This window comes from Streptomyces toyocaensis, from assembly GCF_000725125.1.
In the GTDB taxonomy this organism is placed as follows: domain Bacteria; phylum Actinomycetota; class Actinomycetes; order Streptomycetales; family Streptomycetaceae; genus Streptomyces; species Streptomyces toyocaensis.
Window position 1 is genome coordinate 757,852 of sequence record NZ_JFCB01000001.1, and the last position, 19,163, is coordinate 777,014.

Annotated in this window: 20 protein-coding genes; 15 read left to right on the forward strand and 5 right to left on the reverse strand. The window is 73.3% G+C overall.

The window, feature by feature from the left end; genetic code table 11:
- Positions 1-9: 9 nt before the first annotated feature.
- The 5 genes from BU52_RS03230 (at position 10) to BU52_RS03250 (ending at position 5,439) form a co-directional block, all read left to right on the forward strand.
- Positions 10-2,925, forward strand: a complete 2,916-nt coding sequence (locus tag BU52_RS03230) for an AfsR/SARP family transcriptional regulator (RefSeq protein WP_157847807.1) — start codon at positions 10-12, stop codon at positions 2,923-2,925.
- A gap of 254 nt (positions 2,926-3,179) precedes the next feature.
- On the forward strand, positions 3,180-3,425 hold the full coding sequence (gene tgmA / locus BU52_RS03235; RefSeq protein ID WP_037927394.1) for a putative ATP-grasp-modified RiPP: 246 nt from the start codon (positions 3,180-3,182) through the stop codon (positions 3,423-3,425).
- Positions 3,425-4,471 carry an ATP-grasp ribosomal peptide maturase gene (gene tgmB, locus BU52_RS03240; protein WP_078903079.1) on the forward strand — a complete coding sequence of 349 codons (1,047 nt, stop codon included), beginning with the start codon at positions 3,425-3,427 and terminating at the stop codon, positions 4,469-4,471. The genes tgmA and tgmB overlap by 1 nt, the downstream gene beginning before the upstream one ends.
- Positions 4,462-4,917 carry a VOC family protein gene (locus BU52_RS03245; RefSeq protein ID WP_037927397.1) on the forward strand — a complete coding sequence of 152 codons (456 nt, stop codon included), beginning with the start codon at positions 4,462-4,464 and terminating at the stop codon, positions 4,915-4,917. The genes tgmB and BU52_RS03245 overlap by 10 nt, the downstream gene beginning before the upstream one ends.
- A 285-nt stretch (positions 4,918-5,202) precedes the next feature.
- Complete coding sequence (locus BU52_RS03250) at positions 5,203-5,439, forward strand: hypothetical protein (protein WP_051857854.1); 237 nt, start codon at positions 5,203-5,205, stop codon at positions 5,437-5,439.
- Positions 5,440-5,494: 55 nt separating this feature from the next.
- Here the strand turns inward: BU52_RS03250 and rpsN are convergent, their stop codons facing one another.
- The gene (gene rpsN / locus BU52_RS03255; RefSeq protein ID WP_037927399.1) at positions 5,495-5,800 is read right to left on the reverse strand and encodes a 30S ribosomal protein S14; all 306 of its coding nucleotides are present in this window, start codon (positions 5,798-5,800) and stop codon (positions 5,495-5,497) included.
- A complete protein-coding gene (gene rpmB, locus BU52_RS03260; protein ID WP_037927402.1) occupies positions 5,800-6,036 on the reverse strand; it encodes a 50S ribosomal protein L28 in 237 nt (78 codons plus the stop codon). The genes rpsN and rpmB overlap by 1 nt, the downstream gene beginning before the upstream one ends.
- 87 nt (positions 6,037-6,123) lie before the next feature.
- Here rpmB and rpmG point away from each other — a divergent pair, with 87 nt between their 5' ends.
- The 10 genes from rpmG (at position 6,124) to BU52_RS03310 (ending at position 17,360) form a co-directional block, all read left to right on the forward strand.
- Positions 6,124-6,288, forward strand: coding sequence for a 50S ribosomal protein L33 (gene rpmG / locus BU52_RS03265; RefSeq protein ID WP_037927404.1), 165 nt, complete (start codon positions 6,124-6,126; stop codon positions 6,286-6,288).
- 5 nt (positions 6,289-6,293) lie between these two features.
- Entirely contained in the window at positions 6,294-6,551 is a 258-nt protein-coding gene (locus tag BU52_RS03270) for a type B 50S ribosomal protein L31 (RefSeq protein WP_037927407.1), read from the forward strand.
- Positions 6,548-7,723: a GTP-binding protein gene (locus tag BU52_RS03275; RefSeq protein WP_037927410.1), complete on the forward strand. Its 1,176-nt coding sequence runs from the start codon at positions 6,548-6,550 to the stop codon at positions 7,721-7,723. Before BU52_RS03270 ends, BU52_RS03275 begins: the two co-directional genes overlap by 4 nt.
- A 65-nt stretch (positions 7,724-7,788) precedes the next feature.
- Positions 7,789-8,022 (forward strand): 30S ribosomal protein S18, encoded by a 234-nt coding sequence (gene rpsR / locus BU52_RS03280; protein ID WP_037927412.1) that lies wholly within the window; start codon positions 7,789-7,791, stop codon positions 8,020-8,022.
- Between the two features lie 114 nt (positions 8,023-8,136).
- Positions 8,137-8,790: a CBS domain-containing protein gene (locus BU52_RS03285; RefSeq protein WP_037927414.1), complete on the forward strand. Its 654-nt coding sequence runs from the start codon at positions 8,137-8,139 to the stop codon at positions 8,788-8,790.
- Between the two features lie 57 nt (positions 8,791-8,847).
- Complete coding sequence (locus BU52_RS03290; RefSeq protein WP_037927417.1) at positions 8,848-10,533, forward strand: NAD(P)H-dependent oxidoreductase subunit E; 1,686 nt, start codon at positions 8,848-8,850, stop codon at positions 10,531-10,533.
- Entirely contained in the window at positions 10,530-13,211 is a 2,682-nt protein-coding gene (gene fdhF / locus BU52_RS03295; protein ID WP_037927419.1) for a formate dehydrogenase subunit alpha, read from the forward strand. The genes BU52_RS03290 and fdhF overlap by 4 nt, the downstream gene beginning before the upstream one ends.
- Complete coding sequence (locus tag BU52_RS03300) at positions 13,166-16,051, forward strand: cation-translocating P-type ATPase (RefSeq protein ID WP_268747592.1); 2,886 nt, start codon at positions 13,166-13,168, stop codon at positions 16,049-16,051. The genes fdhF and BU52_RS03300 overlap by 46 nt, the downstream gene beginning before the upstream one ends.
- Entirely contained in the window at positions 16,048-16,707 is a 660-nt protein-coding gene (locus BU52_RS03305; protein ID WP_037927422.1) for a potassium channel family protein, read from the forward strand. Before BU52_RS03300 ends, BU52_RS03305 begins: the two co-directional genes overlap by 4 nt.
- Positions 16,704-17,360 carry a potassium channel family protein gene (locus BU52_RS03310; protein ID WP_037927427.1) on the forward strand — a complete coding sequence of 219 codons (657 nt, stop codon included), beginning with the start codon at positions 16,704-16,706 and terminating at the stop codon, positions 17,358-17,360. Before BU52_RS03305 ends, BU52_RS03310 begins: the two co-directional genes overlap by 4 nt.
- 39 nt (positions 17,361-17,399) lie before the next feature.
- Here BU52_RS03310 and BU52_RS03315 read toward each other — a convergent pair whose 3' ends face one another.
- From BU52_RS03315 to BU52_RS03325, 3 genes are all read right to left on the reverse strand, one after another.
- Complete coding sequence (locus BU52_RS03315) at positions 17,400-18,275, reverse strand: DUF1918 domain-containing protein (protein WP_037927430.1); 876 nt, start codon at positions 18,273-18,275, stop codon at positions 17,400-17,402.
- 96 nt (positions 18,276-18,371) lie between these two features.
- The gene (locus BU52_RS03320; protein ID WP_037927432.1) at positions 18,372-18,839 is read right to left on the reverse strand and encodes an Hsp20/alpha crystallin family protein; all 468 of its coding nucleotides are present in this window, start codon (positions 18,837-18,839) and stop codon (positions 18,372-18,374) included.
- Positions 18,840-18,877: 38 nt separating this feature from the next.
- Positions 18,878-19,162, reverse strand: a complete 285-nt coding sequence (locus BU52_RS03325) for a DUF1876 domain-containing protein (protein WP_037927434.1) — start codon at positions 19,160-19,162, stop codon at positions 18,878-18,880.
- Position 19,163 lies beyond the last annotated feature (1 nt).

Below are 19,163 nucleotides of genomic sequence, written 5' to 3' on the forward strand. Positions count from 1 at the left end.
CTCCCGAGCGTGCCGTCCAACGGGGAGTTGTCGATGCACGGCAGTCCGCTCCGGTTCGCCGTGCTCGGTCCGCTCCAGGCCTGGCGCGGCGACGTGCGGCTGGACCTCGGTCCGGTGCGCCAACAGGCCCTGCTGGCGGCTCTGCTGCTGCGGCTGGGCACCACTGTCAGCCGGCAGCAGCTGCTCGACGGTGTATGGGGCCCGGAGCCACCGGGCACCGGCGCCAAGGTCGTCCCGGTCTATGTGCACCAGCTGCGCCGGCGTCTGGACACGGAAGCAGGGAGCACCTCCGGGTCCGTGATCGTGACCGACCGGGGTGGCTACCGCTTCGACGAGCGAGGCGTCCGGACGGACGTGGCCCGACTGAGGGAGATTGTCGAAGAGGCCCACAGCGCGCGGGATTCCGGTGATCCGGCCGCCGCGGTGAGCGCGTGGTCCGCTGCTCTGGACCTGTTCCACGGTGAACCGTTGTCGGCGCTCCCCGGGCCGTTCGCCGAGGCGGAGCGTCTACGGCTGTTGGAGTACAGGCTCGTGCTGGTGCGGGACAAGGTGGAGTACCAGCTGCGGCTGGGCCGGCACGCCGAGGTCGTCGCGGAGCTCTTCGCTCTGTCCGCGACGCACCCCCACAACGAGTCTGTGGCCGCCCTGTTGATGCGCGCCCTCTATGCCGCCAACCGGCAAGCCGACGCGCTGTCCGTCTTCACCAAGGTGCGCCGCCGTCTGGTGGAGGAACAGGGAGCGGAGCCGGGCGCTGAACTGCGGCGGGTGCACGAGGCGGTGCTGCGCGCTGATGAAGGTCTCCTCGTCGGCGCACCCCCGCCGGCAAGCCGATCGACAGACCGGCGGCCGCCGGCCGCGCGCCCTCTTCGGCGCCTGCGGAACGAACTACCGGTCGATGTCGGCGGTTTCACCGGGCGCAGCCACGAGCTGGACGCCCTCCTCGCGCCGATGGACGAGCAGGCAGTGACAGTCCGTGCGGTGGACGGGGTGGCCGGAGTCGGCAAGACCGCGCTCGTGGTGCGCGCCGCGCGGGCGGTACGCGACCGCTTCCCCGACGGCTGTTTGTTCGTGGACCTCAACGGTCACCGGCAGGGACGGGAACCAGCTGTGCCGGAGCGCGTGCTGCGCCGATTGCTGAGGGCGGTCGGCGGCCTCACGGAAGGTGACGACGATCCTTCCGGGGACGTCGAGCGCCTGGCGGCGTCCTGGAGAGCGGCCACCGCCTTCCTCCGACTCATGGTGGTGGTCGATGACGCACGCGCCGCAGAACAGGTGCGCCCACTGCTGCCCGCCGGTCCGGGCAGCCTCGTGCTGGTGACCAGCCGCCGGCGGCTGACCGGGCTCGACGTCGATCGCAGGATGTCGCTGGCGCCGCTGGAGACGGACGAGGCGGAGGCCTTGCTGACCGGGGTCGTCGGTGGCACGGCCTCCGATCCGGAGCGTGCTGCGGTACGCGAACTGGCCCGCCTGTGCGACCGGCTGCCGCTGGCGCTGCGGGTCGTCGGGGCTCGGATGCAGAGCCGCCCGCTGTGGGCGCTGGAGCGCATGGTGGTCCGGCTGGCCGACGACGAACACCGTCTCGAGGAACTCGCGGCCGAGGACCGCAGTGTGGAGGCGGCCTTCCAGGTCTCCTACGATCAGCTTCCCGACGCGCAGCGTCGGGCGTTTCGCGTACTGGGCCTCTCGCCCACCGTGAGTTTCGACCGGCTGACCCTGGCCGCCCTGCTCGGCATCACCCCGCCCGCCGCCGAGCGCGTCCTGGAGAGCCTGGTCGAGGCGAGTCTCGTACAGGAGGCCGTCACGGGACGCTACCGCCTGCACGACCTGGTCGCGGTCTACGCCCGGCGCGTCGCCGCCGCGTACCCCCCAGAAGTCGCCGCGGCGCGGGCCGGGGTCTTCCGGCTCTACGTGGCCGCCGCCCGCCGTGCGAGCGATTGGGGCCCCGTCGCGTTCCCGACCGGCCCGAGGGCCGACACGGCGCCCTTCGCCGACGGGGAGGAGGCGACGGAATGGCTGGACGCGGCGGGCGGCGAACTGGTCGAGGTGGTCGCCCAGGCGGTGACCGTGGGCCACGTGGACGACGCCGGCCGGCTCGCCGAGGGATTGTGCGACTACTTCACCCGGCAGGGCCGGTACCACGAGTGCCGGGCCGCCGTCGAGATCGTGCTGCCGCTCACGGAGCAGCTCACCGACGAGCGCATGGTCTCCCAACTGCGCACCTGCATGGGCATCGCGTACGGGCTGCAGGGCCACTACGGGCAGGCGCGCCGCTGGCTGGGCGAAGCGCTCCGGATCAGCCGCCGCACCGGAGACGTCCTTGAGCAGGCACGGGCTCTGGGTTCCCTCGGGATTTTCGCGAACGCGGCAGGGGAGCCGGCCGAGGCCGCCGCGCTCCTGGCCGAGTCCGCTGACCTGTCCCGGGGGGTGGAGGACGACTGGCTCGCCGTGATGTACCTGGCCAATGTGGGCGCCGTCCACCATCAGGTGGGAGAGAAGGACAAGGCGCAGGAGTGCTACGCGGCAGCGGTCGGTCTTGCCGAGAGGATCGGCAGGCCCCGGCTCCTGAGCAAGACGCTCTTCCGTATGGGTACGCTCCAGCTGGACCGCGGGCATCACGCGCAGGCCGCCGACGCGCTGACCAGGGCAGCCGAACTCGCGGAGCGTGTGGGGGACTTCCCCCTCCTCGCTGCGGTCCTCGGCAGACTCGCAGCCGCAGAGGAGTGCCTGGGCAACCCGGCCGGAGCGGCGCGCTTCCACGCCGAGGCGCAGGCGGCGGTCGGCGGACGGCCCGGCGCCGGACTGAAGGCGGAGATCCGTAACCGGCTGGGCTGGCACCAGGCCGCGACGGAGGACCTCCTCCAGGCGCGCGACCGGTTCGAGCGGGCTGTCGCCCGCTCCCGCACCGCATCCGGTGAACTCGGGTAAGCCCGCATCCGTCCCACACGGCTGTTCGTCATCCCCCTGCCGCACCGCTGCCGCCGCTCCGCCCGACGAACCGGGATTTCATCCGTACTTCAACGCCCCTCGCCAGCATGGACTCATCGCTCACCGTGCGAGCCGCGCCTGCGTCCACAACGAAGATTGACCCACATGGCGCCGGGAGTGAGCACGAACAACCCGGAGACCTCCCCTACGGAGGAAGCGAGCCCCCGAACAGTCGCACACGAAGGAGACGCACGATGACAAAGCGAAACGCCGGCGCGCCCTGGGGTATCACCCGCCTGGCACCGCATGCCGAGACGCGGCCGGTTCCCCTGATCACCGCGATGATCGACCCGGAGACCCAGATCGCCGTCGTGATCGACGAACACGGCCAGGCGGTCGAGCTCCACCACCAAACGGGCAGCGGCACGTCGAGCTCCACGAGTACCAGCTGCGCCGACAGCTACGACTCGGACAGCTCGTCGGACTCCGACCACGACTGATGACGACACTCCCGAGCGGGCCGGTGCTGGTCCTGACCAGCCTCCACGACGTGACCGCCGATGTGGTCCTGCGCGTCCTCGCGGAACGCCAGGTCCCGGTGGTACGTCTCGACCCCGGCACGGACCTGCACACAGGTGCCGCGCTCACCGCCACGTACCGTAGCGGTGATCTACGAGGCACCTTGCGCACACCGACCCGCGAACTCGACCTCACCGAGGTGCGCTCCGTCTGGACACGCCGTCCCTCCCCCTACCAAGGGCCGCCCGAACTGAGCGGCCAGGAGCGCCGGTTCGCTGCCTCTCAGTCCCTGTGGGGCGTCGGCGGCATCCTGGCGTCGCTTCCCGGAGCTCACTACGTCAACCACCCGTGGAACAACCGGGCAGCCGAGTACAAGCCGGCCCAGCTGGTCACCGCGCAGCGCAGCGGTCTGTCCGTCCCGTCCACGCTGATCACCAACGACCATGAGCAGGCGCGCGAGTTCGCCGCCCAGCACGCCGGTTCCGTGGTCTACAAGCCGTTGTGGAACACGCCCTACGCGATCGACGGCAGGGCACAACAGGTATGGGTCCGTGACGTGCGCCCGCACGAGATCACGCCCGCCGTGGCCGTCTGCCCGCATCTGTTCCAGGCCAAGGTGGAGAAGGCGTTCGACGTACGACTCACAGCCGTCGGCAGCCGGGTGTTCGCGGTCCGCATCGACAGTCCGGACCTGGACTGGCGGCGACGGCAGTCCCTCATGGAGTGCACGCCGCTCGCCGTCCCCGCCCGGATCGCGCGCTCGGTGTCCGCGTACCTCACCACCTTCCGACTGGTCTTCGGCGCCTTCGACTTCGCCGTCACACCCGCCGGCGACTGGTACTTCCTCGAGTGCAACCCCAACGGACAGTGGGCGTGGCAGCCCGACCCGGTGACCGACTCGATCGGCCATGCCATCGCAGACGAGCTGCAAAGGGCCCTGGAGCATGAGCCGGCCCGTCCCCCGGGGCCTGTTGTGAACGTGGATCGTGTGTCGGACCTGCCTGGCATGCTTCGCGCATGGAGATGACAGTGCAGCTGACGATCGACTGCTCCGATCCGCGGAGGATGGTGGCCTTCTGGGCCGAGGCCCTGGGCTATGTACCTGAGCCTGCGCCGGACGGGCATGCCACGTGGCGCGCTTATTGGGCGGCGACGGGGGTGCCCGAGGAGGAGTTGCCGGCCGGCGCCGGGGACATTCCGGAGTCGATCATCGATCCCGAGGGACGCGGGCCACGGGTGTGGTTCCAGGAGGTTCCGGAACCGAAGGTCGCCAAGAACCGGTGGCACTTCGACCTGAAGGTCGGTGGGGGCCGTGACGTCCCACTGGACGTCCGCACACAGCGGGTCAAGGCTACGGTGGAGCGGCTGGTCGAAGCCGGTGCCACCGTGCTGCGGATCAAGGACGATCCGGATGCGGGGTTCTACGCCGCCGCCATGCAGGACCCGGAGGGCAACGAATTCGACATTGTCTGAGGGGCGTTGCGACGGTGCCGGTCCCAGCCACTCGTTGATGGGCTGCGGCCGGCATGGTTGCTTCGTGGCGGACGGCGAGTCTGTCGGATCGAGTGGCAACGGCCCGGTGGCGTTTGACCAGGCTGCCGTCTCGCGCACCTGGCGGGTCGTCTTCGGGCCGGCCGGACCGGCGTTCATGGTGGCGGTGGCGCACACCTCGCCGGCCGGTTCGGCGTCCACTCCTCCTTCGGCTGCTCCCTGGAGACGGCGCACGGCCGCTTCACGGGCAAGGCCGGAGACTCACCCGTGCTCACGGACGAGGGCGAGTTCGCCCGCCGGCGAACGGACGAACTCGGCGTCGCCCCGGAGGACTGCGCCGCTGTGGGCGCCTGCCCGGCCGGCAGCGCCCTCGTCGACTCCGTGGGGCGGGGCATCGTCAACGCCCCGCCCCACACCGGCACCCCCGCCACCATGTCGGTCCAGGGCGACGACCTGCGCGCGGTGATCCCCGCGCTGAGGAACCCCACCGCGGCCCGGAGTTGACGTCGCGAGGCGGCGCTCCGTCATCGGGTGCGGCCTCGCACGCCTCGGGTGCGGGTCACCAACTGCTCTTGGTCACTCCCGGGAGTTCGCCCGCGTGGGCCATCTCGCGCAGGCGGATGCGGGACAGTCCGAAGGCGCGCAGGTGGCCGCGAGGGCGGCCGTCCACGGAGTCGCGGTTGCGTACGCGGGTGGCGCTCGCGTCGCGGGGCTGGCGGCGCAGTTCCCGCTGGGCGGCGGCGCGTTCCTCGTCCGAGGTCCGGACGGAGGCGATGACCGCCTTGAGTTCGGCGCGGCGCTCGGCGTGGCGGGCCACGACGCGTCGCCGCTGTTCGTTCTTCGCGATCTTGCTCTTCTTCGCCATCAGACCTTCCCTCCCCGGGCGCGGATGCGCGCCACCGCGGCTTCGACGCCGATCGCGTCGACCGTCTTGACGCCCTTGGCGGACAGGGTGAGCCGGACGTGGCGGCCTTCGCCCGGCAGCCAGTAGCGCTTGCGCTGGACGTTCGGGTCGAAGCGGCGCTTGCTGCGCCGGTGGGAGTGCGAGATCCGGTTCCCGAAGCCGGGCCGGCGGCCGGTGAGTTGGCAGTGGGCGGACAAGGTTCCTCCTTCAGTGCGGGTGCGGATGACGGCAGCACACTAACACCTAGATGAAAATGAAATTCAATAGCGTGTAGAGTGCGGTGCATGGCCCGTAACGAACTGCGACCGATCATCAAGCTGAGATCCACCGCCGGCACCGGCTACACCTACGTGACCCGCAAGAACCGCCGTAACGACCCCGACCGGCTGACGCTGCGCAAGTACGACCCGATCGCCGGGCGCCACGTCGACTTCCGTGAGGAGCGCTGAGCATCATGAAGCCCGGAATCCACCCCGAGTACCGCCCCGTCGTCTTCCGCGACCGGGCCGCAGACTTCGCCTTCCTCACCCGGTCGACGGCCACGAGCGACCGGACCGTCGAGTGGGAGGACGGCAACACCTACCCGGTGATCGACGTCGAGATCTCCTCGGCGAGTCACCCCTTCTACACCGGCACCCAGCGCGTCCTGGACACCGCGGGACGCGTCGAGCGCTTCGAACGGCGCTACGGACGCGAACGGAGCGGCAGGTGAGCGGGGACCGGACGCGGCTGCCGGTCGCGATCGTCGCCGGACTGCACGCCGACGCCCGCCGGGCCGCCGTCGACGGGATCCTGCGCACGGTCCCCGGCTCCGTCGCCCTGCACCACGACCTGACGTACGCCGTCGACGGTTCGGTGCGCCGGACCGTGCGCGACGCCGGCGGTCTGCTCGGTGCCGGTGAGGCGCCCCTGGTGAACGACTGCGCGTGCTGCGCGCTGCGTGAGGACCTCGTCCCCGAACTGGTCCGGCTCGCGGAAGCGGGCGGTCACCGGCTGGCCGTCGTGGAACTGTGGGACTCCGTCGAACCCCACGGCATGGCCCCGGTCGTCGCCGCCGCGGGCGCGCCGCTCACCCTGACCGGGGTGGCCACCGTGGTCGACCCGGCTCTCGTCCTGCCGTACCTCTGCAACAGCGACGACCTCGCCGACGCGGGTCTCGCCGCCGCCCCGGCCGACCGGCGCACCGTCGCCGACACCTTCGCCCGGCAACTGGAGTACCCCACGGTGATCGCCGTCGCCGACGACGGCGTCCGAGGGGAGGAGCACGAGGCCGCCGAGGACAGCGACCACGCGCTGCTCGCCCAGCTCACCCCCGGCGCGCGCAAGGTGCCCGCGGGCGGCGGAGCCCTGGGCGCCGCTCTGTCGGAGGGCTTCGACGTGGCGGCGGCCGCCGCCCGCGTGCATCCCGCCTGCGCGCTGCTGCCGCAGGAGGGCGACGAGCACGGTGTGCGCACCGTCGTCTGGCGGCGGGAGCGGCCCTTCCACCCGCAGCGGCTGCACGCGGCGCTGGAGGACCTGACCTGCGCCGCCGCGCGCAGCCGTGGCCGGTTCTGGCTGGCGGACCGTCCCGACACCCTGCTGTCCTGGGATGCCGCGGGCGGCGCGCTGTGCGTGGAGTCGGCCGGTCCCTGGCTGGCCTCGCTGCCGGACGCGGCCTGGGAGATGGTGCCCGCCGAACGCCGCGCGGCCGCCTCGGTGGACTGGCACCCCGAACACGGTGACCGCGGCCAGTACCTCACCTTCACCGCACCCGGCCTGGACCGCGACGGGCTGCTCGCCCTCCTCGACTCGTGCCTGCTCACCGACGAGGAGTACGCGGCGGGCAGGAGCCGCTGGCAGCAGTTGCCCCACGCGTTCGACGACCTGCTCGACCCGGCGGCCTGACCTCCGACAGCCGGCCCGCACCGCGGTACGCACCGCATCGCCATCGAAGGAAGGAACGATCCACCATGCCCCGACGACCCGGCACCGACCGGCGCCCGCGCGTCAACCCGCTGGACGCCGCCGGCATCACCCACGTCGACTACAAGGACACCGATCTGCTGCGCAGGTTCGTCTCCGACCGGGGGAAGATCCGCAGCCGCCGGGTCACCCACGTGACGCGGCGACAGCAGCGGCAGGTGGCGCGGGCCATCAAGAACGCGCGCGAGATGGCCCTGCTCCCCTACGGCTCCCGGTCCTAGCCCCGGCCGCGGCGGGGGCCCGGCTCGCCGCCGGGCCCCCGCGCGCTCCCTGCCCGACAATGGGGCTGTGAGGCGAAGGACCGTCTGGACCGCCACGCGGAACGGAGACGCGACATGCACCACCGCACGGTCGGGGAGCTCATGACCCGGAACGTGGTCAGGGCACGACGTGACATGCCGTTCAAGGAGATCGTCAAGCTGCTGGAGGACAACGACGTCAGCGCCGTGCCCGTCGTGGACGAACTGGACCGGCCCGTGGGCGTGGTGTCCGAGGCCGACCTGATGCGCAAGTCCTCCGGCCGGTCCGACCCGTCCGGACGGGCGCCGATCCCGCACCTCGAGGCGTGGGAGCGGGCCAAGGCCGAGGGCACACGGGCCGAGGAGCTCATGTCGGCCCCGGCCGTGTGTGCCCGTCCCGAATGGACCGTGGTCGAGGCGGCCCGCCTCATGGAGGTGCAGAACGTCAAGCGGCTGCCCGTGGTGGACGAGAGCGACCGGCTCCAGGGCGTCGTCAGCAGGAGCGATCTGCTCCGGATCTTCCTGCGCCGCGACGACGCCATCCGCGACGAGATCACCGGGGACGTCCTGCGGCGGACGCTGGGACCCGCCGCCTCCCAGGTCACCGTGGACGTGCATGAGGGCGGAGTGACCCTCGGGGGCACCGTCGGCATCAAGCTCCTGATCCCCGTCATCGAACGGCTGTGCAGGAGCGTCGACGGCGTGGTCTCGGTCTCCGAACACATCGCACACCGCACGGACGGGCCCTGACCCCTTCCGGCCGACGCTCCGATTGTGGTGCACCGGGACTGCCGCCACGATGAAGGCATGGCTGTGATCCGTCCCGCCGGCCGGTTCGACGCCTTCCGTGCCCTCTCCGAGCGGCACGGGAGAGCCAGTGAGGCGCTGATCGAGGATCTGGCCGGGGTCAGAGAAGGCACGACGGACGGGCCGGAGGGCTGGGCTCCCGCGGTCGCCGCCGGCCTGGGCCTGCCCGCGGCCGCCGCACTCGGACCGGCCGCCTACTACGCGGACCTCGTCGCCCCCCACGGCCGCCGGCACGTCCGGATCTGCTCGGCGACGGCGTGCTTCGCCGCACAGGCAGGACGTCATCTCCCGCAGGTGGAGCGGGAACTGGGCGTCACCGCCGGAACCGTCTCCCCGGACGGAGAGACCTCGCTGCAGGCCGTGCGCTGCCTGGGGTACTGCTACGCCGGCCCCGCCGCACTCGACGGGACCACGCCCTGCACGGGGCCCGCGCTCGCCGATCGGCTCTCCGGGCGTGAGCCGCCGTCCGCGCCGCGGATCCCGGTCGCGGACGACACCGGCGACCCCGTGCTGCTGGCGGGCGTGGTCGCGGGTGAGCCCGCGTGGCAGGTGTGGCCGGGGATCGTGAGGGCGGGCGGACCCGACCGGGTCCAGCGGGAGGTGGCCGCGTCCGGGCTGCGCGGACGCGGGGGAGCGGGCTTCCGGGTGGCGGCGAAGTGGGAGGCGGCCGGCCGGGCGCCCGGCACCGTGGTCGTGGCCAACGGGGACGAGGGGGACCCGGGGTCCTACGCCGACAGGCTGCTGATGGAGGACGACCCGCGCCGGGTCCTCGAGGGCCTGGCGCTGGCCTGCTTCGCCTGTGGCGCCCGCCGGGCGGTGGTGCTGGTCCGCTCGGAGTACCCGCGGGCGCTGGAACGGATGCGGGAGGCGGTCGGCGAGGCCTACGCCGACGGCCACCTGGGCCCCGCCGTGCACGGTACCGACACCGCCCTGGACGTCGAGGTGGTCCAGGGTGCCGGGTCCTACGTCGCCGGCGAGGAGACCGCGCTCATCGCGAGCCTGGAAGGGGACCGGGGCTGCGCCCGGCCGCGTCCGCCCTACCCGACCGCGCGCGGACTGTGGGACGCGCCGACCGTGGTGAACAACGTGGAGACCCTCGCGGCCGTTCCCTGGATCGTGGCCCGGGGCGGCGAGGCCTACGCCCGGCGCGGGACGCCGGAGGAGACCGGCACCAAACTGGTCTGCCTCTCGGAGCGCTTCGCCCGGCCCGGGGTGTACGAGGTCGAGCTGGGTACCTCACTGCGGCGGATCGTGACCGCACTGGGCGGTGGCCTGAAGGACGGCAGCGACCTGACCGCCGTCCAGGTGGGCGGCCCCCTGGGCGGCTTCCTCGGCCCCGACGCGCTCGACGTGCCGCTCACCACGGCCGGCCTGTCCGCCCGCGGCGCCGCGCTGGGCCATGCCGGACTCGTCGCCGTCGACCAGTACGTGGCGCCGCGGGACCTGCTGCGGCACGTGTGGGAGTTCGCCGCGGCGGAGAGCTGCGGGGCCTGCTCCCCCTGCCGAGTGGGCTCGCGCCGCGGCCTGGAGCTGGCCGGGGCCGGCGTCGGCCCCGGTGACGAGTGGGGACGGCTCGCGCACGTGCTGACCGAGGCGAGCCTGTGCGCGTTCGGACGGCGCATCCCGCCCGCCGTGCGCAGCCTCGCCCGCGTCTACGGCGAGCGACTGGCGGGATGGGAGTCATGACCGGTACCGAGATCCAGGTCGACGGCACGAGCGTCACCGTGCCCGAGGGAGCGTCCCTGCTCGCCGCGGTGCGGGCGGCCGGGGCCGACCTGCCCGCACTCTGCTCGGACGAGCGGATCGGCCCCGCCGGGTCCTGCCGCACCTGCCTGGTGAGCGCCGACGGACGGACCGTGGCGGCCTGTGTCACCCCGGCCTCCTCCGGCACGCGCGTCGAGACCGCCACCGACGCGCTCCTGCACCTGCGCCGGGAGGCGGTGGAGGTCATCGCTTCGGCCCTGCCGCCCCGCGCCCTCGCCGAGGACAACCCCAGTGAACTGGCCGGGGTCTGCCGGTCGCTGGGCATCGGGCCCGACACGGCCCGGGGCGCCCCGGACCGGGGGCGGGACGAGTCCCACCCTTACGTCCATCTCGACCGGGACCTGTGCATCGCCTGCGGCCGCTGCGTCCGCATGTGCGCGGAGGTGCAGGGCACCTTCGCCCTGACCCTGGTCGGACGGGGCGCCGACACCGTGGTCGCGCCCGGCACCGGCGGGCCCTGGGCCGAGTCCGACTGCGTGGCCTGCGGCGGCTGCGTCGACACCTGCCCCACAGGCGCGCTCACCGAACCCGGCCCGGCGCGCGGGCTCACGTCCGGACACCATCCGCCCGCCACCCGGACCACGTGCGGCTACTGCGGGGTCGGCTGCGCCCTGGACGTCGTCACCGCAGACGGCGCGGTCACCGCCGTCCTGCCCGCCCGCGACGGCCCGGTCAACCGGGGCCACGCCTGCGTCAAGGGCCGCTTCGCCCACGGCTACCTCACCTCCTCCGAACGGCTCACCCGGCCCCTGCTCCGGCGTGACGGCCGCCTCGAGCCCGTCGGCTGGGACGAGGCGCTCGGCCACGTCGCCCGCGGGCTGCGCGCGGCCGTGGCGGCGGGCGGCCCGGACTCCGTGGCGGCGATCTCCTCGGCCCGCGCGACGAACGAGGAGAACTACCTCGTCCAGAAGTTCATGAGGGTCGTCATCGGCACGAACAACGTCGACAACTGCTCCCGCCTGTGCCACTCCCCGTCCGCGGCCGGCCTGACCGCCTCCTTCGGCCTGTCCGGCGGCACCGACACCCTGGACGACGTCGAGCGCTCCGACTGCCTGCTGGTCGTGGGGGCCAACCCGGTCGAGGCCCACCCGGTGGTCGGGGCGCGGCTGCTGCGGCGCGCGCTGGAAGGCGCCGCTCTCGTGGTCGCCGATCCGCGGGCCGTGGGGCTCGCAGCGCACGCCGATGTGCATCTGCGGCCCCGGCCCGGCACCAACGTGGCGCTCTTCCACGGGCTCGCCCACGTCCTGCTCGCCGAGGGCATGACCGACGAGGCCTTCCTGCGGGCACGGGCCACCGGTCTGCCCGAGCTCACCGAGCTGCTGGCCGACTACCCGCCGGACCGGGTCGCGGAGATCACCGGCGTGCCCGCCGCCGACCTGATCGCCGCCGCCCGGCTGTACGGCCGCGCCCGGTGTCCCGCGATCGTCTACGGCCTGGGGGTCACCGAGCACCTGCACGGCACGGACGGCGTACGGACGCTGGCCAACCTGGCGGTCCTGCGCGGCGCCGTCGGCACCGACCGCGGACACGGGGTCAACCCCCTGCGCGGCCAGAACAACGTCCAGGGCGCCTCCGACATGGGCGCGCTGCCCGATCTCCTGCCCGGCTACGGCAAGGTGACCGACGCGGCGGCGCGGGCCCGTGCCGAGGCGGTGTGGGGCGTCCCGGTACCCGAGCGGCCCGGACTGAGGATCCCGGACATGTTCGCCGCCGCGCGGGCGGGAGAACTGCGGGCGCTGTGGGTCATCGGGGAGGACGTGTGCGCCACCGACCCCGACACGAACAAGGTGGCCGCGGCCCTCGACGCGTGCCCCCTCGTGGTGTGCAGCGAACTGTTCCCGTCCGAGACCGCCCGCCGCGCCGACGTGGTGCTGCCCGTCGCCTCCTGGCTGGAGAAGGACGGCACCTTCGTCAACTTCGACCGCCGCTTCCAGCGGGTCCGTCCCGCGGTTCCCCCGCCGGGCGGGGCCCGCAGCGACTTCCACGTCGTGCACGCCGTCGCGGCGGCGATGGGCGCCGGCCTCGGCTGCCCGACACCGGCGGCCGCCCTGGCCGAATGCGGTCGCGTCGCCCCCGTCTTCACCGGCCTGTCCCACGACCGGCTCGACCGGGAGGGAGCCGTGCCGTGGCCCTGCCCGGACCCCGGCCGGCCCGGTGAGGCGAAGCTGTACCGGGAGCGGTTCGCCACCGCCGACGGCCGCGCCCACCTGGCCGCGGCGCCCTACCTGCCGCCGGGTGAACACCCCGACGACGACTACCCGCTCCTCCTGGTCACGGGACGGCGCTGGGCGCACTACAACTCCGGCAGCATGACCCGGCGCGGTCCCCACCTCGCCCTCGACCCCGTCGACTTCCTCGACCTCCACCCCGGCGACGCCCACCGGTACGCCGTCCGTGACGGCGAGCCGGTCACGGTGGAGAGCCGGCACGGCCGGGCCGGCCTCATCGCCCGGATCGGCGAGCAGACCGCCCCCGGCCAGGTGTTCTGCTCCTTCCACTTCCCCGCCAGCGGGGTCAACCGCCTCACCTCCGGACACGCCGACACGGTGACCTCGTGCCCGGAGTACAAGGTGACGGCGGTCCGCCTGGTCGCGACGTGACGGCGCGGGAGGCCGGAAGCCCGGTGACGGGCGCCGGAGGTCCCGGGCGGGCGGCCGCGGAGGGGGGCGCCGGCCCGGCCGCCCCGCGCGGGGACGAGGTCCGGACCCTGCCGGCCGAGGAGGTCTTCGAAGCGCTCGGCACCTCGCCGCGCGGACTGAGCACCGCCGGCACGGCGGCGCTGCGGGCCCGCTGGGGCCCCAACGAACTACCGCCGGCCGCCCGCGGACGGCTCTGGCGGCGGCTGGCCGCACAGTTCACCGACCTGTTCGCGGTCGTCCTGCTCATCGCGTCGGCGATCACCTTCCTGGCCTACGGGCTGCAGGACCCCCGGGACGCCGGCACGCTGCAGCTCGCCGTGGCCATCTGGTGCGTGGTGGTGCTGAACGCCGCCATCGGCTTCGCCCAGGAGTACTCCGCCGAACGGACGGCCGAGTCGCTGCAGGCGATGGTCAGACACACCTGCCGGGTCCTGCGCGACGGGGAGCGACGCGAGATCCCCTCGCAGGAGGTGCTGCCCGGCGACGTGGTCGTCCTGGAGGCCGGGGACGCGGTGCCCGCGGACTGCCGTCTGGTGGAGGCGCACGAGGTCTCCGTGAACAACGCGGCGCTGACCGGGGAGAGCGACGCGGTCGGCCGCACGGCCCACCCCGTGGCCGCGGGACCGGTCCTCCAGGCCCGCAACTGCGTGTTCATGGGCACCGACGTGACGGCGGGCTCCGCGAAGGCGGTGGTGTTCGCCACCGGCACGGCCACCGAGTTCGGCAAGATCTTCCGGCTGACGGCCGCGGCACCCCGGCAGCGGACCCCCCTGCAACGCCAGGTCGCCCTCATGGCACGCAGGGTCGCGGGGACGGCCCTCGCGATCGGCGCGCTGCTGTTCCTGGTACGCCTGCCGACCGGGCAGCCGTTCGTCGAGACGTTCGTCTTCGCCCTCGGCGTCATGGTCGCGCTCGTCCCCGAGGGCCTGCCCGCCACCCTGTCGGTGTCCCTGGCGATCGGCGTGCGGCGCATGGCGCGGCGGCACGCTCTGGTCAAGCAGTTGCTGGCGGTGGAGGCGCTGGGCTCCACCACGGTCGTGTGCACCGACAAGACGGGCACCCTCACCCAGGCCGAGATGACCGTCGTGCGGATCTGGTCGGGCGGGACGGAGCACGCCGTCACCGGCGTGGGCTACGCGCCCGACGGCGAGGTCGACGATCCCGGGCCGGTGCGGGAGCTCCTGAGGGTCGGGGCCCTGTGCAGCAACGCCCGCCTGGTCCCGCCCTCGGAGCACCACGGGTGGCGGGTGCTCGGCGACACCACCGAGGGTGCGCTGCTCGTCGCCGCGCGGAAGGCGGGGCTCGATCAGGCGGCCGAGGAGGCCGCGGCGCCGCGCGTCGCGGAGCACCCGTTCGACTCCGGACGCAAGCTCATGAGCACCGTGCACCGGGACACCGGCACGGGAGGTTTCCTCGTGTACGCCAAGGGCGCGCCGCAGGAACTCCTCGGCCGCTGCGCGGCCGCCGACTGGGCGGGGGAGCACCGGCCGCTGACCGACGCGCTGCGGGCCGAGGTCCTCGCGGCGAACGACCGGCTGGCCACCCAGGGGCTGCGGGTCCTGGCGGTGGCCCGGCGACCGGCGTCCGATCCCCGGCTGGACCGCGCGACGGCCGAGTCGGAGCTGACGCTTCTGGGACTCGTCGGGATGCTGGACCCGCCGCGGCCCGAGGTCAGCGAAGCGGTGGCCGCCTGCCGAAGGGCCGGCATCCGGATCGTGATGGTCACCGGGGACCACCCGCTGACCGCGGAGGCCGTCGCCCGGCGGGTCGGGATCGTCACCGGCGCCGCACCCGCCGTGCTGACCGGAGCGGAGTTCGAGGCGCTGGACGACGACGGCCTGGACGCGCTGCTGGGCCGGCCCGGAGAACTGCTGCTGTGCCGTGTCAGCCCCGAGGACAAGATGCGGGTCGTGGGCGCCCTGCACCGGAGCGGCGAGGTGGTCGCCGTCACCGGCGACGGCGCCAACGACGCTCCGGCGCTCAAGCACGCCGACATCGGCGTGGCGATGGGCGCCTCCGGTACCGACGTCGCCCGGGAAGCGGCCGTGATGGTGCTGCTGGACGACTCGTTCGCGTCCATCGCCGCCGCGGTGCGGCTCGGCCGGTCGGTCTACCAGAACATCCGCAAGTTCCTCGTCTACGTCTTCAGCAGCAACATCGGGGAGCTCGTCCCGATCGTGGCCGCGACGTTCGCCGGGTTCCCGCTGGTGCCGATCAGCGCCGTGCAGATCCTCGCCATCGACCTGGGCACGGACGTCCTGCCCGCGCTGGCGCTCGGCGCCGAGCCCCCGGAACCCGACGTCATGGACCGCCCGCCGCGTTCCCGGAGCGAACGCCTGTTCTCCACCGCGGTGATGGGCCGCATCCTGTTCCTGGGCGGCATCCAGGCCATCGGCGTGACCACCGTGTTCTTCTGGCACATCCACGCCTCCGGCGTCCCGTGGGCCGACCTCGACGAGGACGACCTCGTCTACCGGGAGGCGGTCACGCTGGTGCACGCGGGGATCGTGCTCAGCCAGTTCTTCGTCGCCCTCGCGGTACGCACCGACCGGCAGAGCCTGCTGCGCATCGGCCTGCTGTCCAACCCCTGGCTGCTGGCCGCGGGCTGCTTCGGCATCACGATCATGGCGGGCATCAGCTATCTGCCCCCGCTGCAGGCGCTGTTCGACACCGCCCCGCTGGGCCCGGGAGACTGGGCCCTCCTCGCCGGTCTCGGTTCGCTGGTCCTGGTGGCCGAGGAGCTCAGGAAGATGTGGCTGCGGCGCCGTGGCTCCACGGCTGCGAAGGGAGCGACCCGATGAGGGTGATCATCGTCGGCTGCGGACGGGCGGGCTCCCAGCTCGCGGCCCGGCTCGCCACCGAAGGCCACGACGTACGGATCGTGGACCGCTCGGCCAGGGCCCGCAGACTGCTCCCCGCGGGGTTCCAGGGCCGGTTCCACGAGGGCAGCGGATTCAGCCGTACGGTCCTGGAGGCCGCGGGGATCGAGCACGCGGACGCGTTCGTCGCCGTCACCTCGGGCGACAACAGCAACATCGTCAGCGCGCGGACGGCCAAGGACACGTACCGGGTGCCGATGGTCCTCGCCCACGTCTACGCCCCCCGCAGCGCCGGCATCTGCCGCGAACTCGGCATCCCCACCGTCGCCAGCGTCCGCTGGACCGTGCACCAGATCCACCGGATGCTGCTGCACCGCCACCTCACCCCCGAACTCGCCTTCGGCAACGGCGAGACGCTGCTGATCCGCTCGCGGCTGCCCGGCTACCTCACCGGACGGCGCCTGGCCGAACTCGAGGTCGACGGCGAGATCCGCGTCATCGAGGTGACCCGGGCGGGCCGCTCGCACATTCCCGCGCACCACACCCCGGCCGAGCCCGGAGACCTGGTCACCTTCGCCGTCGCCGCCACCTCGCTCGGCCGGCTGCGCGGCTTCCTGGACAAGGAGCTGGGGACGTGAAGGCCCTCATCGTCGGTGCCGGACGCCTGGGCGCGCAGATCGCCCAGGTGCTCGCCGCCGCCCGCAACGACGTCACCCTGGTCGACATCGACGACGACCGCGTCGCCGAACTGGAGCGCCGGCTGCCCGTGCGCCTCCTGGCCGGGGACGCCTGCGAGCCCGCCGTCCTCGAATACGCCGGGGTCCTCACCGCCGACCTCGTCGTCGTCACCACCGGCAGCGACGAGGACAACCTCGTCATCTGTCTGCTCGCCAAACGCCGCTTCGCCGTGCCGCGCGTCGCGGCCCGCGTCAACGACACCGAGAACGCCTGGCTGTTCGACCGCAGCTGGGGAGTGGACACCGCGGTACCCGCCGCCACACCCCTGATCTCCCTCATCGAGGAGGCCACCGGTGCCACCGACACCGTCGCGCTGCTGAGGCTGAGCAAGGCCGGTGTCGACGTCATCGAGACCACGATCTCGGCGCGGTCCCGTGCCGTGGGCCGCACCCTCGCCGAGATCGCGCTCCCGGAGGGCACCGTCATCGCCACCGTCGTCCGCGACGGCCGGCCCACCGTCCCGGCGCCCGGGGTGCGGCTGCGTCCCGGCGACGAACTCCTCGTCGTCTCCCACGCCGCTACCGAAGAGGAGATCCACGCGGCCTTCCAGTAGGCGGACACCACCGGCCGGGACGGCGGGCCGCGGCACCGCTCACGGCCCGGCCGGGGTGATGCGGCGTCCCGTCAGCCGTTCGGGCCGGATCGACACCCACATCTCACGCCCGCCCCCGGCCCACGGCGTGCTGCGTGCCTGTTCGGTCAGGCGCCGTACGTCGTCGGGATCGGTGACCGCCTGCGCCGGGCCGACGGCGAGGACGCTCCAGCCCTGGCTTCCGGCCTCGTCGAAGTGATCGACCTCGAAGGCGGTCTCCAGGCCCACGGCGGCCGCGGGGACGGAGCCGGGAGCGGTCCGGTAGGCGATGACGTCGTCGACGACGTCGTAGTTGACCGGTACCACCGTGGGGCCCTCGGGCGTCGTCACCGCGATACGCCCGACCCCGTGCGTGGAGAGCAGGGTCCGGCACTCCTCGGGCGTGAGGTCGTGGAGCTGCGGGTGCAGCAGCGCCATGCCCTGACCGGGCGGCCGGTCGGCGCCCCCGCCGCGCAGTTCCTGCACGCTGGTGTTCAGCGCCGCGGCCAGCCTGATGAGGGTGGCCAGACTGGGATCGCCGGGGCGCTCCTCGAGGTAGGCGAGATAGGCCGGCGCCATCCGCGCGCGGCGGGCCGTCTCCTCGCGGGTCAGACCCTGCCGTTCACGCTCGGTGGCGATCCGCCGTCCGATGTCGCCGGGGTCGGGCGGGCCGGCGGGCGGCGGCGCGGCGGCACCGGCCTCGGCTTCGTGTCCGAGGTGCTCGATGTGGGCGTCGGGGCCGGGGAAGACGAGCGTCACGTCGTCCGTGTCCGACCAGCGGACGTCGTAAGGGGGCGTTCCGTCCGCGTGGTGCAGGCCGACGATCTCGCCGTCGCGCCTCGCGCCGCCGGTCGCCGGACTCTCGATGACGATTTGATCGCCCAGGTGAGCTCGCATGGTCGCCGCCCTTTCCTCAAGGTACCCATGACAACTCCCCCCTGGCCGGGCGGGCCCGGCCGCCGCGGGCGCGCCGGCCGGTCCCTGCCCCCTCTCTCAGCCGGTGATCTCGATGCGGTGCGCCTCGGCCCTGTGGGTCTTGGGGACGCGCACCGTGAGGACCCCGTTGGCCAACTCCGCGGTGATGTGCTCGGTGTCGGCGTTCGGAGGCAGACTCGCGCGGTAGTCGAACTCCCCGACGTGCCGGGCCTGCCTGCGGAGCACGCCGGTGCGTTCCCTTTCCTTGATCTCGCCGTGGATGTCGAGCTCACCCTCTCCGACCTCCACGGTGACCTGGTCCTTGTCGACGCCGGGGAGCTCCAGCTCCATCAGGTAGGCGTCCTCGGTGTCCTCGACGTCGGCCAGGGGCGCCCATGCCTCGGCCCCGGCCTCGGAGAAGCCCTTTCCGGGGAAGGGGAAGGTGGAGTGCATGAGCTGGTCCATGCGGGTGCGCAGGTCCTGAAGCTCCCGGAAGGGGTCCCATCCGGAGACCGGTCCCCTGCCGCGGTGCGCTGGAAGCGTCATCGGTCATTCCTCCTCGGTTGCTGATGTCCCGGCCGGTGTCAGGTGGACCACCCGACGGCCGGCCGGGGCTCGGCTCGCGTCGCGCCCGTGCCCTCGACGTCGCGCTTCGCGATGTCCATCAGTTGGCGGCCCACGTCCTGCAGGGCCCTGCCCGCGGCCAGTTCGTCGCCGATCTCCGGCACCTCCGGGTCGGCCGGGTTCCGGCGTGCGGTGCCTCGCCCGGTGAGCACCGTGGTCCCGGTGTCGACCACCGCGCGGGCCTTCGTCGTTCCCTCCTCCTCGAAGAGGTAGAGGCGGGTCTTCCACTCCAGGGTGTGCGACATC